General features: G+C 37.6%; 14 protein-coding genes. 6 read left to right on the top strand and 8 right to left on the bottom strand.

All coding sequences use genetic code 11. The features are described 5' to 3' along the window. Nucleotides 1-78: 78 nt before the first annotated feature. The 3 genes from ACJVDK_RS15305 to pdhA form a co-directional block, all read right to left on the bottom strand. Nucleotides 79-1,860, bottom strand: coding sequence for a DUF885 domain-containing protein (locus ACJVDK_RS15305; RefSeq protein ID WP_443937537.1), 1,782 nt, complete (start codon nucleotides 1,858-1,860; stop codon nucleotides 79-81). Nucleotides 1,861-1,989: 129 nt separating this feature from the next. Then, complete coding sequence (locus ACJVDK_RS15300; protein ID WP_443937536.1) at nucleotides 1,990-3,618, bottom strand: 2-oxo acid dehydrogenase subunit E2; 1,629 nt, start codon at nucleotides 3,616-3,618, stop codon at nucleotides 1,990-1,992. Nucleotides 3,619-3,647: 29 nt separating this feature from the next. Then, the gene (pdhA, locus tag ACJVDK_RS15295) at nucleotides 3,648-4,643 is read right to left on the bottom strand and encodes a pyruvate dehydrogenase (acetyl-transferring) E1 component subunit alpha (protein WP_443937535.1); all 996 of its coding nucleotides are present in this window, start codon (nucleotides 4,641-4,643) and stop codon (nucleotides 3,648-3,650) included. Between the two features lie 438 nt (nucleotides 4,644-5,081). Here pdhA and ACJVDK_RS15290 point away from each other — a divergent pair, with 438 nt between their 5' ends. The 3 genes from ACJVDK_RS15290 (at nucleotide 5,082) to ACJVDK_RS15280 (ending at nucleotide 7,052) form a co-directional block, all read left to right on the top strand. After that, nucleotides 5,082-5,639, top strand: a complete 558-nt coding sequence (locus ACJVDK_RS15290; protein WP_443937534.1) for a C40 family peptidase — start codon at nucleotides 5,082-5,084, stop codon at nucleotides 5,637-5,639. Nucleotides 5,640-5,730: 91 nt separating this feature from the next. Next, on the top strand, nucleotides 5,731-6,828 hold the full coding sequence (locus tag ACJVDK_RS15285) for a CapA family protein (protein WP_443937533.1): 1,098 nt from the start codon (nucleotides 5,731-5,733) through the stop codon (nucleotides 6,826-6,828). Between the two features lie 41 nt (nucleotides 6,829-6,869). After that, the gene (locus ACJVDK_RS15280) at nucleotides 6,870-7,052 is read left to right on the top strand and encodes a hypothetical protein (protein WP_443937532.1); all 183 of its coding nucleotides are present in this window, start codon (nucleotides 6,870-6,872) and stop codon (nucleotides 7,050-7,052) included. A 58-nt stretch (nucleotides 7,053-7,110) separates the two neighbouring features. On the opposite strand, the gene ACJVDK_RS15275 is transcribed toward ACJVDK_RS15280, so the two are convergent. Continuing rightward, nucleotides 7,111-7,296: a hypothetical protein gene (locus tag ACJVDK_RS15275; RefSeq protein WP_443937531.1), complete on the bottom strand. Its 186-nt coding sequence runs from the start codon at nucleotides 7,294-7,296 to the stop codon at nucleotides 7,111-7,113. Nucleotides 7,297-7,426: 130 nt separating this feature from the next. Then, nucleotides 7,427-9,463: a M13 family metallopeptidase gene (locus ACJVDK_RS15270; protein WP_443937530.1), complete on the bottom strand. Its 2,037-nt coding sequence runs from the start codon at nucleotides 9,461-9,463 to the stop codon at nucleotides 7,427-7,429. Between the two features lie 88 nt (nucleotides 9,464-9,551). Here ACJVDK_RS15270 and ACJVDK_RS15265 point away from each other — a divergent pair, with 88 nt between their 5' ends. Continuing rightward, nucleotides 9,552-10,478, top strand: a complete 927-nt coding sequence (locus ACJVDK_RS15265) for an SPFH domain-containing protein (protein ID WP_443937529.1) — start codon at nucleotides 9,552-9,554, stop codon at nucleotides 10,476-10,478. A gap of 139 nt (nucleotides 10,479-10,617) precedes the next feature. Here the strand turns inward: ACJVDK_RS15265 and ACJVDK_RS15260 are convergent, their stop codons facing one another. Further along, the gene (locus tag ACJVDK_RS15260; RefSeq protein WP_443937528.1) at nucleotides 10,618-12,933 is read right to left on the bottom strand and encodes a TonB-dependent receptor; all 2,316 of its coding nucleotides are present in this window, start codon (nucleotides 12,931-12,933) and stop codon (nucleotides 10,618-10,620) included. 103 nt (nucleotides 12,934-13,036) lie between these two features. Next, nucleotides 13,037-13,321, bottom strand: a complete 285-nt coding sequence (locus tag ACJVDK_RS15255) for a hypothetical protein (RefSeq protein WP_443937527.1) — start codon at nucleotides 13,319-13,321, stop codon at nucleotides 13,037-13,039. 244 nt (nucleotides 13,322-13,565) lie between these two features. Here ACJVDK_RS15255 and ACJVDK_RS15250 point away from each other — a divergent pair, with 244 nt between their 5' ends. Together ACJVDK_RS15250 and ACJVDK_RS15245 are read left to right on the top strand one after the other, a co-directional pair. After that, complete coding sequence (locus ACJVDK_RS15250; protein ID WP_443937526.1) at nucleotides 13,566-14,000, top strand: TlpA family protein disulfide reductase; 435 nt, start codon at nucleotides 13,566-13,568, stop codon at nucleotides 13,998-14,000. Nucleotides 14,001-14,073: 73 nt separating this feature from the next. After that, nucleotides 14,074-15,132 (top strand): nucleoid-associated protein, encoded by a 1,059-nt coding sequence (locus ACJVDK_RS15245; RefSeq protein ID WP_443937525.1) that lies wholly within the window; start codon nucleotides 14,074-14,076, stop codon nucleotides 15,130-15,132. 222 nt (nucleotides 15,133-15,354) lie between these two features. On the opposite strand, the gene ACJVDK_RS15240 is transcribed toward ACJVDK_RS15245, so the two are convergent. Then, the gene (locus tag ACJVDK_RS15240) at nucleotides 15,355-16,701 is read right to left on the bottom strand and encodes a DUF58 domain-containing protein (protein WP_443937524.1); all 1,347 of its coding nucleotides are present in this window, start codon (nucleotides 16,699-16,701) and stop codon (nucleotides 15,355-15,357) included.

The raw sequence follows: 16,701 nt of genomic DNA, 5'->3' as shown, positions 1-16,701 counted from the left end.
TTTAAACATTTGGGTATTTTTTTAGATACCCAAATGTTTAGGATGATTTGTTTTGGTTAAACTATTTTTTACGGCTCCTTATTTCTGTGTTTCGGCCCAAGCATCCATATTCGCCTCAAATACCGATAACGGTAATGAACCATCTTTTAAAACGGCTGTATGAAATGCTGCCAATTCAAATTTAGGTCCCAATTCCTTTTCATATCTATTTCGAAGCTCTCTAATTTTCATTGCACCCGTTTTATAACCCAATGCCTGCGCAGGCATTCCCATGTAGCGCTCAATTTCTGCAGTAGCACCTTCCACGCTCATTGCCTCATTGTCTGTCATGTATTTAATGGCTTCTTCTCTGCTCATATTTTTGGTATGAATAGCCACATCAACCACTAAACGAAGGGCGCGATGCATTTCATCACCCAAGGCACCCATATGTTGATAGGGATCTTGATATAGTCCTAATTCTTTACCTAAGGATTCGCAATATAAAGCCCAACCTTCAACATAGGCATTATGCCAACCAAAACGACGGAAATTTGGCAGTGATTTATTTTCTTGTGTTAGCGATATTTGATAATGATGGCCGGGGATTGCTTCATGAAGAAAAAGCGATTCCATACCCGACGTTATGTTAAAAGTTTTCGCATCTAATATTGGTACATAAAAAATGCCAGGACGGCTACCATCGGCCGAGCCTTGGTTATATTCTGCACTTGCCGATGCTGCTCTAAATGCTTCTGTTTGACGAATTTCGAACGGAGTTTTGGGTTCTACAGCAAACATTTTCTTTAAATTGGGTTTCATTCGCTGATGAATATCCTCAAATGCATCTAAAATTTCCTTGGGTGTTTTGTATGGCATAAATTTTTTATCCGTTTTCATATATTCAAAAAACGCCTTCAAATCACCTTTAAAACCAACCAAATTTTTGATACTATCCATTTGTCCTTTAATTCGGGCAACTTCCTTTAGTCCGGTTTGATAAATCTCCTCTGGGGTTTTATTGGTCGTTGTTTGTTGCTTTACCAGGAAAGTGTACCATTCTAATCCACCCGGCATAGCAGCATAACCAGATGTACTACGCGTTTTTGGCAAATATTCTGTTTCTAAATAATCGCCTAATTTTTTATATGTAGGAATAATTACACTGGTAATGGCATTTTTATACTCAGCTGTTAATCGTTGTTTATCGGCTTCCGAGAAATCTTTAGGTAGGGTTAGAATTGGCCCATAAAACAAACTCTCTTCGGGCTTACCCACCTCCATGCTTCGCATTTGCGGAATCATTTTTACCACCAATGCTTTCGGTAAAACAATACCTACCTGTGCACCCTTTTTAAAATTTCCAATCGCAGTATCGGCCCAAATTGAAAATGCTTGTACACGCTTTAACCAATCCTCGTAATTCTTTACTGTTTTAAATGGCTGGGCGCCTGTTCCAGAACCCAATTGACCTATCGTAAGCGGTAAGGCAACCATTTGGTTAAAGGGAAGGTATTCGGAGTGATATTTAGCTCCTTCTATGTTTATTTCTAATTGATCTTTCAGATAATCATACGATAACTTATCAGTTTCATTCAGCTCTTCTCTGTTGTATTCACCTAAACTATCCAAATACCTTTTATTGAAGTTCTTGTACTCGTTTAAATATGCTTGTGATCCATCATTTGGCAGCAAGTCGTTATAGCGCTCATCACCAATGTATGTTGCTTGGAGTGGTGACATTTTTAAACCGTCTTGGTAATAATTTTCGCACATAGAAGCGAAGTCCTTATTTTCAGCAGTGCTATCACTTGAGCTGTTTTTTTGCTTGCATGCGAACACAGCGGTTATGCAGACAACAAAGAGGTATGATTTTTTCATTTAGTTTGGTTAAGTTATCAACCAAATATACTGAAATAAAAGAAGTTATATTTTTCAAGTAAACAAAAAATGCCATCCCAAATAGGATGGCATTTTATATAATTATCTGCTAATTAAGTATAAACTAGCTTAAGCTAACAAACGGATTGGTGCTTCTAATAAGCCTTTTAATGTTTGCAAGAACTGTGCTCCTGTTGCACCATCTACTACGCGGTGATCGCAACCTAAAGTTAACTTCATCACGTTTCCTGGTACTACTGCACCATTTTTAACCACAGGTACCGCTTGAATTGCACCTACTGATAAAATTGCACCGTCAGGAGAGTTGATAATTGAAGTAAACTCATCAATACCAAACATACCTAAGTTAGATACAGTAAAGGTAGAACCTTCCCAATCTGCAGGTTGTAATTTCTTCGCTTTTGCTTTAGCGCCAAAGTCTTTTACCTCTGCAGAAATGTGTGATAGTGATTTACCATCTGCAAAACGTACAACTGGCACCAATAAACCGTCTTCAACAGCCATAGCTACACCAATGTTGGTATGCTCGTTGAATCTGATTTTATCACCACCCCATGAAGAGTTAACTGCTGGATGTTGTTTTAATGCTACTGCAACTGCTTTAATAACGATATCATTGAAAGAAACTTTCACAGGAGCTACCGCATTAATTTGTGTACGTGCTGCCATTGCGTTCTCCATATCAATGCTTACGGTTAAGTAAAAATGTGGAGCGGTGAATAAACTTTCAGCTAAACGTTTCGCAATTACTTTACGCATTTGCGATACTGGTTTCTCTGTATAGCGCTCTTCGCCAACATAGGTTGGAATTACAGGAGCCGCTGGGCTATCTGCTTTTGAAGGAGCGGTTGCCGCAGGAGCTGCAGCTGGCGTAAAGTTTTCAATATCTTTCTTAATGATACGACCGCCTTCAGCACTTCCTGCTACTTGGCTTAAATCGATACCTTTATCTTTTGCAATTTTCTTTGCTAAAGGAGAAGCTTTAACACGGCTGTTTGTGCTTTCAGTTACAGGAGCAGGACTTGCTGCTGTTTCTGCTACAGCCTCAGCTTTTGGTGCTTCAGCTGCTTTTGCCGCTGCTGGTGCTGCAGGAGCATTTAAAATGCTGCTTACATCCGTACCTTCAGGACCTACAATCGCAATAATACCGTTTACTTTTGCTGCTGATCCTTTTTCAACCCCAATGTGCAATAAAGTTCCAGTTGCATAACCCATTACTTCCATGGTTGCTTTATCGGTTTCTACATCCGCTAAAACATCGTCATCTTTTACTTTATCGCCAACTTTTTTATGCCATTCAGCAATAACGCCTTCAGTCATGGTATCGCTTAACAAAGGCATACGAATTACGGTAATACCTTTTGCTGCTAATTCCTCTTCGCTTAAACCAGCACCTTGAGCAGGAGCTGCTGCTTCTTTTTTATCTTCTGCTGCCGGAGCTGCCGCTTCTGGTTGTGCACTTCCAGCTTCTGCAGCTAAAGCTGCTTTATAATCTTCGCCTTCTTTACCAATAACGGCCATGATAGCATCAACAGGAACCGCTTTACCTTCTTCTACTCCTACGAATAAAAGGGTACCGTCCCAGTAAGATTCCATATCCATTGTTGCTTTGTCAGTTTCTACTTCTGCCAAAACATCACCGCTTTTCACTTTATCGCCTACTTTTTTATGCCACTTCGCCAAAACCCCTTCGGTCATGGTGTCGCTCATCTTAGGCATTTTAATTACATCAGCCATTATATCTAATTAATTGAAATCTTAAAATATTAGTCCATTACGTAAGGGTAGTTCTCCTGAACATATACATCTTTGTATAGTTCCGAAGCTTCTGGCCAAGGAGATTCTTCTGCAAATTTCACAGATTGATCTACAATTGCTTTCACTTTTGCTTCAACCTCTTCAATCCAGGCCTCATCAGCATATTTCTCTTTTAAAATAGTTTCTCTTGCGAACTCAACTGGATCTTGTGCTTTATACTCTTCCAATTCTTCTTTGGTACGGTATTTAGCTGGATCTGACATCGAGTGTCCACGGTAACGGTAGGTTCTCATTTCTAAGAAAGTAGGTCCTTCACCTTTACGCGCACGTTGAATAGCTTCGTCCATTGCATTGTGTACTGCAACAGGGTTCATTCCATCAACAGGAGCACAAGGCATATCAAAACCTAAACCAATTTTATAAATATCGGTCATGTTGGTGGTACGTTGTACCGAAGTACCCATTGCATATCCGTTGTTTTCACAAACGAATACAACTGGTAATTTCCAAAGCATGGCCATGTTGAATGTTTCATTTAAAGCTCCTTGACGCACAGCACCGTCGCCCATGTAGCAAATGTTCACATTATCAGTTCCTTTATATTTTTCTGCAAATGCAACACCAGCACCTAACGGAATTTGGCCACCTACAATTGCATGTCCGCCATAAAAGTTGTGTTCTTTACTAAACATGTGCATAGAACCACCTTTACCTTTCGAGCATCCAGTTGCTTTACCATACATTTCTGCCATGATGCTATCTGCGCTAACGCCTAATGCTAATGCATGTGCGTGATCGCGATAAGTTGTAATCATTGAATCGCCTTTTTGCATGGCAGATATTGCACCTGCCACAACTGCTTCTTGTCCAATGTACAAATGGCAAAAGCCACGTATTTTTTGTTGTCCGTATAACTGACCGGTTTTTTCTTCGAACTTGCGCATAAGCAACATCGATTCAAACCATTTCAACCAGGTGTCTTTATTTATTTCTACTGCACTCATTTTAGGGTATTTGTATTTTGCGACAGCAAATCTAATTTTTTATTGCAATAAAATAAAGAAATTCGTGTAAAATGCTCATGATAAATAATGATAAAGAAAAAAAATGCAAAAATTTACAATCTTTTTTTTCTCAATTATTAGAATTTAATATGTCTTCTACCACAAAAGAGCCACAATGATATTTTAATCCCATTTTTAGAGCATATTTTATTTGCTTTCAAAAGAATAATATCTTTTAAAAATTTTGTTTGGGTGTAGGTTTTATTAGAAGAAATATTTTAGTAATGAGCGTTTTAATTGTCAAAATGTTAATAACTTTCGCTTTATGTCAGAGAATATTTGGATAACATTTGTATAATTAATATTTTTGGCAGCCTACAATAAGCCTATATGGTGTACGTTAATGTGTAAGTGCATAACCCAAACATAAGTATAACTATGATTAAAAAAATTTTGTTTTCAGTACTAATCGCTACCTGCACGCTTTCAACAGCGTTTTCGCAGACAAAAACAAAAGAATCTAGTAAAGAGGTTAACGACCCGGATAATTTAGCTTCACAATATTTTTCACAAGTAATGGGTGTTGCGGTTGATGCAACGGCGAACTTAAAACTTTATAAATTCGTTTACGAATGGATTGGAACTCCGTATAGTTATGGCGGAAACACCAAAAACGGTATTGATTGCTCGGCTTTCACGAAAGCCATTTACGATAAAGTTTTCAACACAACCATCCGTCGTAATTCACGTGATATTTTTAGCATGGTTGACCCACTTTCTAAAGAAGATTTAAAAGAAGGAGATTTAGTTTTCTTTAAAATTAAAAGCAGATCTATTTCACACGTAGGGATTTACTTAGGAGGCAATCGTTTTGCGCATGCGTCCAGCTCAAGAGGTGTCGTTATTAGCAATTTAAATGAGCCGTATTATAGCCGTTATTTTTACAAGGGAGGGCGCGTATTGGAATCGTTTAAAAAGGATTTTACAATAGAATAAAACAAAGTTCAGCAGCGCTTGCTAAACAAAAAAATACATGAATCCTCCTAAAAATTAATTTAGGAGGATTTTTTTTTCTAAACATACTTGAATGAGAATACTAATTTGTCTGATTTTTTACTTCGCAGCATTTATTACATTGAGTTGTGGCAATAACAATGCACAAGTTAGGATTGCGCTACCTAAAAAAATTGACACCGTAGTTAAAAAAACACCAGATACCATTACCGTTACCGCGGTGGGCGATATCATGCTGGGTTCGGCATTTCCTACTAAGCTTAATCTTCCACCCGATGATGCTGTAAATAGTTTTGTTGCGGTAGATAGTTTATTAAAAGGGGATATTGTTTTTGGTAACCTAGAAGGATGTTTCTTAAACTCGGGAAACTCCGATAAATGCAAAGGCCTAAACCCAAACAATTGTTATGCTTTTCGAATGCCTGAACGCTATGCAGGGATTTATAAAAAGGCCGGTTTTAACGTGCTCAGTATGGCCAATAATCACGTAGGCGATTTTGATGCAAAAGGAAGAAAAAACACGGCAAGAATTTTGGATTCTCTTCAAATTAAATACGCTGGACAACTAAACAAGCCTTTTGATTTATTTGAAATTGAGAGTGTAAAGTATGCCTTTTGTGCATTTGCTCCGAATGAGAATACCGTATCTATTAAAAATATTGACAGTGCAAAAGCGCTTGTAAAACGGTTAAAAAACGTAGCCGATATTGTTATTGTTTCGTTTCACGGGGGTGGCGAAGGTGCTAATTTTGAGCATGTAACTAGAAAAACAGAGCTCTTTTACAAAGAAAACCGCGGCAATGTTTATGCTTTTTCGCACGCAGTTATTGATGCTGGTGCAGATATTGTTTTAGGGCATGGTCCGCATGTGGCTCGGGCTGTTGAGGTGTACAAAAACAAATTCATCGCCTATAGCTTAGGAAATTTCTGCACCTATGGTATGTTTAGCTTAAAAGGATACAACGGCTTTGCTCCTCTTATGAAAATTAAACTAAAAACCAACGGCGATTTTATTGAAGCAGCTGTAACCTCCATTAAACAAGATAAAATTAACCGCTTAACCATCGATACCAACCATACTTCTTTTAATCGGATTAAAACGTTAACCGATCAAGATTTCCCTGGGCATCCGTTAAATTTTGATAACAATAAAATCACTGTAAAAAGATAATTCGCTGACGCGATAGTTAATTTTATTCTAAATCTTTGTGTATGCAAAAAGGATTAATACTTCATTATATTATCGGTATAGCTGCCTTACTTTTGGTTTTAGCCGCTGCCTATGTCATTAATTTGAATTCGAAAAATTTAATGTCGGCATCTATTATTATCCTTGCGGGCTGCGTGGTGGCTTATACGCAATACCTGATTATCAAAAAGAAACGAAATAGCTAAGTTTAATAGTTGATTCCGCTAGCAACATTAAACAGGTTTTCACCACAAACGAAGGTGCTTAGCTCTCGTCTTTTGTGTTTTTTACCAAGCCAATGCCCGCGACAAAAAATATGACACCAATTATGCCGTATACAACTAGCCCACGTGTATTTTCACTATGATTTACAAAACCATATCCCGCGTAGATTAAGCCAATTATCCCCAAAATGGTAAGGATGGTTCCGAAAATTCGCTTTACATTCATAATCTGAAATTTTAGTATGATATAGACAAAGTTTTTCAGCTTTTGTTTTGTTTTACGTAACAAAGCCCAACTCGGAATACGAATTGGGCTTTGTTACTAAAGGTTGACTTAAAAAATTTTCGCTAAAAAATCACCAAACGCCCAAACGATTTTCTGGGGCAATGTACATTTTCGCGGTAGCTGGAATATTAAAGGCTTTGTAAAAAGCTTCCATATTATACACCGGACCATTTACACGGAACATTTCTGGGCTATGTGGGTCAGTTTTTAAACGAACACGCATTGTTTCTTCTCGTGTTGTTATGCGCCAAACTTGAGCAAAACTTAAGAAAAAGCGTTGATCGGGTGTAAAACCATCAATTTTCTTATCGCCTCTACCTTGCTCCGTTAATTTAAATGCATCGTAAGCAATGTTTAGTCCGCCCATATCGGCAAGGTTTTCGCCTAAAGTTAATTGCCCGTTTACGTGTTGATTATCTAAAAGCGTAAAATTGCTATAAAATGCCGCTACTTTATCTGCTTTGGTTTTAAACTTATCGGCATCTGCTATAGTCCACCATTCCTTTAAATTACCATCGGCATCGTACTGGCGCCCTTGATCGTCAAATCCGTGGGTCATTTCGTGGCCAATTACCGCTCCAATTGCGCCGTAATTGATTGCGTCATCTGCCGCAAAATCAAAAAATGGAAATTGCAATATTCCAGCTGGGAAAACAATCTCATTAAAGGAAGGATTGTAATAGGCATTAACCGTAGGAGGTGTCATCCCCCATTCGGTTTTATCAACTGGCTTGCCCAACTTTTCGACCATTTCTTTGTATTCGTGTTTTTCTGCCGATTTCAAATTGGCGTAATACGTATTTTTTGAAACTTCTACATCGTCGTATTTTTTCCATTTATCCGTATACCCGATTTTTTTGATAAATGCATTTAATTTCTCTAGCGCACGTTTCTTGGTTTCGGGGCTCATCCAATCCAATTTCTCTATTCTTTCCGCATATACCTTTTGTAAATTATTCACCAGATTCAGCATTCTTTCTTTCGCTTCTGGTTTAAAATATTTTTCAACATACAACTGTCCTAATAATTCGCCCAAATTGCTGTCGGTATTATTCACCATTGATTTCCATCGTTCAGTAGGCGCTTGTTGTCCAGAAAGTGTTTTACCGAAAAAGTCGAAACGGGCATCTCTAAACGCTTGTGTTAAGGCATTCGCCGATGAATTTAAAGCATCGAACTTTAACTTTTCTTTCCACAACGCTATTGGTTGACTTTTGATTAAAGTTGATAGCGCCTCGTAGTATTTTGGCTGACCTACTAAAATGGTATCGGTGTTCAACAGCAATTTCTGCATCACCAATTTTAGGTTAATATTTGGCACTTTTTGCTGAAAAGCGGCTACTGCAAATTTATTGTAATTCTTTTGTGGATCACGCAGTTCAACAGGTGTTGAATGCGACTGTGCCAAAAGTGTTTCTAGCTTTAACACATCATCCGCATATTTGGTATTGTTAATTGAATCGCCCGAGAGTTTAAACAATTTTGCTATGTAGGTTACATAAGCTGCGCGAATCTTTTTTGCTTTATCGTCTTGATCAAAGTAATAACTTTTTTCGGGTAGCGTAATGCCTCCTTGTCCAAAATTAACCGCATTTTTTGAGCTTATTTTATCATCAGGGCCTACCCAAAAACTGAACAAATAGCCTTGTCCTTCTTTATATCCATCGGCTACAAAAGCTATTAATTCTTGATCGTTTTTAATGGCATCGATTTTAGCTAATATGGGTTTTATAGGCTCTACCCCTAATTTCTCGATAGTAACAGAATCCATCCCACTGGCATAAAAATCGCCTACCTTTTGTTCTGTACTTCCTTTAGTAGCATTTGCTTTTGCTGCTTCGCTTAAAATTTCTTTTAAATTTTTCAAGTTATCGTTGTATAGGGTATAAAACGATCCCCATCCCGTTTCAGTTTTAGGGATTACGGTTTCTTTCATCCACTTTCCATTGGCGTAAAGGAAAAAATTATCTCCTGCATTTACTGTAGTATCCATACCCGTTTTATCGAAAAAAACAGTACGTTGTTCAACCGCTCCTCCTCCATTTTTACTTTGACAAGAAGCGAGTAATAGTACTACCGAAACAGGCAGTAAAAGCTTATTTTTCATGCGTTTAAGTATTAGTTTTTTTTTAAATCTACAAAAAAGGGATGAGCTACTTCAACGATTTTTTATAACTTCATAAAAAAATCTAGATATGCATTATACATTTTACATTCTCATCTTCTTGGGAATCATCATCCTACTCAGTTCATTCGTAACTGTAAAACAAGGGACCATTGCTGTTATAACCGTTTTTGGCAAATACCAGCGGTTACTTCGTCCGGGATTAAACTTTAAGATACCGTTAATTGAACAAATCTATTCGCGTATTTCAATCCAAAACCGCTCAGTTGAATTATCATTTCAAGCGGTAACACAAGATCAAGCGAACGTTTATTTTAAAGCCATGTTGCTTTATTCGGTTATCAATCAGGATGAGGAAACCATCAAAAATGTAGCTTTTAAATTTGTGGATGCAACAAACTTGATGCAAGCCTTAATTAGAACCATTGAAGGTTCTATTCGTGCCTATGTAGCTACTCAAAAGCAAGCCAACGTTTTGGCTCAACGCAATGAAATTGTACTGCACGTAAAAGAACAAATTGACCAGGTTTTAGATGGTTGGGGGTATCATTTACAAGATTTGCAACTGAACGATATTACATTTGATGAAGAAATTATGCGTTCAATGAGTCGCGTAGTAGCTTCTAACAACTTAAAAGCCGCAGCAGAAAATGAAGGACAGGCTTTATTAATTACCAAAACGAAAGCAGCAGAGGCTGATGGTAATGCGATAAAAATTGCTGCAACAGCCGAACGTGAAGCTGCACAATTACGTGGACAAGGGATTGCTTTATTCAGGGAAGAGGTTGCCAAAGGGATGACCAGCGCCGCGCAAGAAATGCAACAGGCTAATTTAGATACTTCGGTAATTTTATTCACCATGTGGACGGAAGCGATTAAGCAATTTGCCGAGTTTAGCGAAGGCAATGTGATTTTCCTTGATGGTAGTACCGAAGGAATGAATAAAACAATGAAAGAAATGATGGCGATGCAATTAAGCAATAAATCCGCCAAATAAGAATTAGAGAATTTCTTTTTAACGAATTCTAACACTTAACAGTTTTTGAAATCTGTTAAGTGTTTTAAAGTTTAACAATCATAGCGCAAACAAAAAAGCTCGGAAAATTTTTCCGAGCTTTTTTGTTTTGGTGTATTTTCTATTGAACAAGAGTTAACGGAATATACACCCCAAACGTGATGTTTCTCCCCGGATTGTACACGCCTAAACTTGGATCTGTTTGATCAAAACGACCTGGTTTAAATCGACTTAAGGCATCGTAATATTTCTGATTCAGCAAGTTATTTCCCGACACAGAAAGCTTTATTGCTTGTTTTCCTAAAGTAAAGGTTGCGCCAATTCCTGCATTTAACAAGGTGTAACCACTGGTTGGTGTTTCAAAAGTTGGATCAAAACGGTTTTGTTTAAATGCAGAGTTAATTCCTATCATCAAATATGCATCGTTTGTTCCATTTAATTTCGGTTCAAAACGCAACTCATTGCGCATATTGGTAGCCGGAATAAAGGCCAAAGCTTGATTCATCGTCGTGTTTTGCGCATGCACATAGCCAAAGGTATTTTCGAAGTGAATAAAAGGCACCGGATGGATGGTTAAACTGGCTTCTGCACCATACAAATTGGCATTTACTTGCCCATAACGATACACCGCATAGTCCGTTCCATCGATGTCGGCTATTTCATTGTTGTTATGCGATGCATAAATGTAGTTATGAATGTAATTGTTGTAAATACTTGCACTGGCACTAATCATTTTGCCTTCATATTCTAATGCTGCATCTACTTGATAGCTACGCTCTGGTGTCAAATTTGGATTACCGATTTCATAGCGAAAAGTTCCTTCGTGTACTCCATTTGAACCCAACTCTGCCGGATTTGGTGCACGAAAAGCAGAACCTGCATTGGCTTTAAAGTTTAACACATCGCTAAATTGATGGGTAAAGCCCAAAGCTGCACTTACATTCGAAAATTTGTTTTCAAAAGCAGCGAAGCGCTCCTCGCCCTCTTCTATTAATTGGTGGCCTGTATTGGTACGATAATCGTAACGAGCACCTATATTCAAGGTGTTTTTCTCCCAGTTCTTTTTGATGTACGCAAAAGCTCCCAAACCAAAAGTATCGTAATCCGGCACTAAATATTCGCTTCCTTTGTTTTGACTGTGTGCATCGTCAACACTCAATCCAAAAACAGGTTGCCAACCGTTTACTTCGTGTAACGAATATTTCAAATCGGCGGTGTAGGTTTTTAAATCAAAAAATAAAGCCGGGTCTGGTCCATCTAATTCTCTACGTTGATTTTGTTGATACCCTAAATCGGCTTTTAAATTTCCATCGCCAATTAGAAAATTATTGTTCAAGGCAATTTTAAAATGGCGTACATCTTGACGTGGGTATTCCAACGTGCGGTTTTTGTAATCATCCTTGGTAAAAGGGTTTCCATCTTCATCTACAAAATTGCCATCAACATCAAAATTTGGTTCATAGAAGCCTATGTTATTTCGAAAGTTTGAAACATTCAAATGCGAATATCCCCAACTTTTGTTTAGACCAATCATACCGCTTAAATCGGTTTCGTTAAAGCCAGAGTTTGGATAATATTCGGTCGGTGTTTTAAACGAGTATGCATTTTTATACGTTCCGCGTGCTCTCCATACAAAGCCATTTTGATTTCCGTTTAACATCACCGAATTGGCTGTTAATCCATTATTAGTTGAGTAATTGGAAATAATCTCTCCTTTAATTTGTCCCATTGGCGCAGTACTTGGCTCTAGAATATTGATTACTCCTCCTAAAGCATCTGAACCATACATGAGTGATGCTGCCCCGCGAAGGATTTCAATTCTATCGGATTTAAACTGGTCAATCTCGATTCCGTGTTCATCACCCCATTGTTGCCCTTGCTGTTTAATTCCATCATCTAGTGTCACAATTCTATTGTATCCTAAACCGCGAATTACCGGCTTCGATATCGATGGACCAGTTGTAATTTGTGCCACACCGGGCACCTTTCTTAATGCATCAATTAAATTGGTTGAAGGCTCCAAAAGCTGATCTTTGGCTACAACCGATGCAGATGTGCTATTTCGCTTATTGGTACTGCTAATCATGCTTCCTGTGATAACAACTTCTTTTGTCTCAATAGCGGATGGCGTAAGTTCAAAAACCAATTCATCGGTTACTGCTACATTTACCGAACGGGTAACTTCTTTATAGCCCAGGTAGTGAATCTCCACTAAATATGTTCCTTTCGATGGTAAATTGTTCAATGAAAATGCTCCATTTTCATCGGTAATAGCCGTTGCTTTTAAATCGGGAATTAGTACTGTTGCACCCGGCAAAACTTCTTTTGTTTCTGCATCAATAACTTTTCCTTTTATACTTTTTAAGTTGCTCGCGAAAGCGGTATTGCACCAAATAACGCATAGTATTACAAAGCTAATAAGCTGTAATTTTCTCATAAATGAATTTTAAATAATAGCGAATGTCTCTCCATTTTCTTTCACATGGGATAGACGGTTAATAATCAATAAATACAAAAGCTTACACTCTCGAGTGTGTTGATTATGCTATTGGAGGCCCGCGAAGACTGGTGTGTTTTAATTGTACATATGCGCAGGGCATGACCGGCTCTATTCTTCCGAAAATTTTAACCGATAAGAAAATGCGGTAAAGGGTATGGGTTTTAACATAGTCTTTCTCAAAACCTGCATGACAAATTAAACAATCATCGGTACGACTTTCAACGTGACTTACGTGCTTGCAATTGACCTCATGATTTACCGGAGCCTTTTGATGATGATGGAATAAATTCCAAGGTGTTAAAGCAATAGCAAAAACCACCAGCATGACTGCTGTTATATAGCGGTTAAAACGTTGTTGCTTTTTCACAATACAAAAGTATCACTTCTCTCTCAATTCTATATCTTTGAAACGTAACATTATTTTGATGCGTATGCCCTTTCTAAAGAAGCACTTCTTTAATCTTATTTTGATTCTTGCCTTTATACTAATCGTTTTTGTGCCTGAAATTAAATCCTCCTTTTTAAAAGGATTGTTGGAACTGGGTTTCTTTAAACCTAAAACAGAAAGCATGGCAAGCAAAAGTATTACCAGCAATGGACTTAGATTTAGCAATCTACAAAACGAAGTCACGCAGTTAAACGAAGAAAAAGAGAAAGTTGTTTTTGTAAATTTTTGGGCTACTTGGTGTCCGCCTTGTCTGGCAGAAATGCCAGATTTAGCGAAGCTTTATGCAAGCTATAAAAAAGACCCAAGTGTTGTTTTTTTATTTGTTGACGTAGACGGAAACCTAGATAAATCAGCTGAGTTTATTCGAACAAAAAAGTTTGACTTACCGCTCTACCGAAGCCTTGGGCAAATTAGTGAACAAATCTTTAGTGGAACACTTCCAACCACGGTCATCTTTAATAAAAAGGGTGAAATGGTTTTCAAAAAAGAAGGAATGGCCAACTATCAAGATCCTGATGTTATTCGTTTCTTAAATGAATTAAAAGCGCAACCCTAAAAGCCTGCGTACTTTGCTCCATTTAATCTAATACAACGAAAAATATACCTCCACTTTTTGCTACTTTTGCCCCATGATTTCATATTTCGAAGCTTCGTTAAAGCACCTTTCTATACACCATACCGGAAATAAGTTAGTTGAAGAATATTACAAATTATCAGATGCTCCTTTAAACATTGAAGATGAGCAGCTCAACAACTTATTGATGCAATACTTTTTGAAGCCCTTTGAGAAAGTGAATGAAGTATATCATTTTTATCATCCAAACGACAACCTGCAACTAAACGAGGTGTATCACTTTGTGAACGAAATATTTGATAACGCTACGTTATTTCATGAGAATTCGCAGCAGTTAGCCAAGCATTTATACGATGTTGCCAATCATCCCAAAATAAAATCGGGAGAGCTATATGTGGCTCTTTTTGAAAATGTTCAAATTGAAGGAGAGTTACTGGATGTTGTAGGCATATTTAAATCGGAGACGAAAGACACGTACCTAAAGGTGTATCCTGAATTGGATGGTTTTGGCATGAGCTATGAGCAAGAAGCCATTAGCATTAATAAATTGGATAAAGGCTGTTTAATTTTTAACACCAATAAAGAAGAAGGTTTTAAAATTGTGGTGATTGATCAAGCAAAATCGAGCAATGAATCGGCTGTTTATTGGAGAGATGAGTTTTTAAAATTAAAAATCAGAAACGACAGCTACAACCAAACACAAAATGTTTTGGGCGTTTATAAAAACTTTGTAACGCAAAAGCTAGATGAAGAATTTGAGATAACCAAAGCAGACAAAATTGATCTTTTAAACCGATCAATGAAATATTTTAAGGAAAAGGAAACCTTTGATATTGAAGAATTCGGAAATGAAGTAATTGGCAATGCTGAAGGGGTTGAAGCGTTTATGAACTACAAAAAAAACTATGAGGAAGAGTACGAAAGCCCTATTGCCAATACTTTTGAAATAGCCGAATCAGCTGTAAAAAAACAAGCGCGTGCGTACAAAAGTGTGTTAAAACTGGATAAAAACTTTCACATCTACATCCACGGAAATAAGGACATGATTGAGAAAGGCTTTGATGATGATAAATCATTAAATTACTATAAAGTATATTTTAGGGAAGAGGAGTAGGTTTTTAGTCTTGAGTCGAAAGTAGTGAATAGTGAATGGTGAGTGGTGAATGAAGATAAAGGAGCAAAGAATAAAGAGTTTGGGTAGTGAAAGGTTTTAGGCAATAAGTTTTAAGTAATAGGTGTCAAGCCAAATTTCCTAATTTACCAATTCCCCAATTACTAATGACCAATTCAACCAAAAAACCAAACACCTAACCAACCAAAAAACTACCCAACTACGCTAAATCCGTTGTTGTGCTTTCAATGCCAGATATTGATTAATCACGTTAACGGTTAAGTTTTTAGGTTCGGTTAGAATGGATAGAATACCGTTCCGATTTAATTCCTTCGTCATTAATTTTTTCTCATAGATGAATTTTTCGGCGATGGTTTTATAGTAAATCCCTTCTACATCTTTTGCGGGGTCGGTGCTTAAGCTTTTTAGTTCCGTGTTTTCAAAAATTACAACCACTAAAAGATGATGTCTGGCAATGCGTTTTAAGTAGGGCATTTGCCTATTTAAAGCCGATAAACTTTCAAAATTGGTAAAGAATACTATCAGGCTTCGCTGTTTTATCACCGATCGAACGGTACTGTACAGCGCTTCCATATTGCTTTCTAAATACCGCGTTTTCTCTTTGTACAAAACCTGCATAATGGTATTTAGTTGAACAGCCTTCCTTTCGGCCATAACCACCGAACCAATATTTTCGGACACCGTTATCAAGCCCGCTTTATCTTCTTTTAGCATGGCTACTTTTGACAATGCTACACTTGCATTGATGGCATAATCGAGCAAACTTAGTCCTTCAAAAGGCATACGCATCACCCTCGATTTATCAATCACACAGTACATATTTTGCGCGCGTTCGTCGGTATAGGTATTCACCATTAAACTCCCTTTTCGGGCGGTTGCTTTCCAATTGATGGTACGAATATCATCGCCACCGACATAATTTTTAATCTGATCAAATTCGGTGCTTTGCCCTATTTTTCTGATTTTTTTTATCCCCAAGTCGGTTAGTTGCTGCGAAATTGCCATCAACTCATACTGTCCTAAATGAATAAATGAGGGATAAACCGCCAACACACTTTTTTCTTCAAAATTGTATCGCCTAAAAATAAAACCGATGGGTGAAGCCACAAAGACCCTCAGTTGACCATATTCGTATTCGCCACGTTTGGTGGGATGTAAATTGTAGTGAATTGACTTTACTGCATTGGGCTTTAAATGCATGCGAAAATCCTTATCCCGCACTTGAAACTGCATTGGTACTTCGTCGATCACACGGATAGTAGCCGGAAAACCATAGCTATTCTCAACCACAATTTGGATAGGATTATTATCCCCATTGCTTAAGCGTTTGGGGCTTATTCTTTTGGCTTTTATTCCCTTTACATTACGGTAGAGGATGAATACGTCCACAAAAAACAGAAAAAAGAAAATGCAGACTGCAAGTTCAGGGATATCGCCCAGCCAAGGAAAAAAGAATTTCAACATAAACAAGAAAACACAGAGACCCAAGGCCATAAAAAATCGGCTATTTAGGAATAAATTGGTGTAATACAGTGTTAAAAATCTTTTCAA

The organism is Pedobacter paludisoli, assembly GCF_052344095.1.
Classification (GTDB): Bacteria; Bacteroidota; Bacteroidia; order Sphingobacteriales; family Sphingobacteriaceae; genus Pedobacter.
This window is presented reverse-complemented; position numbering and strand designations above follow the sequence as displayed.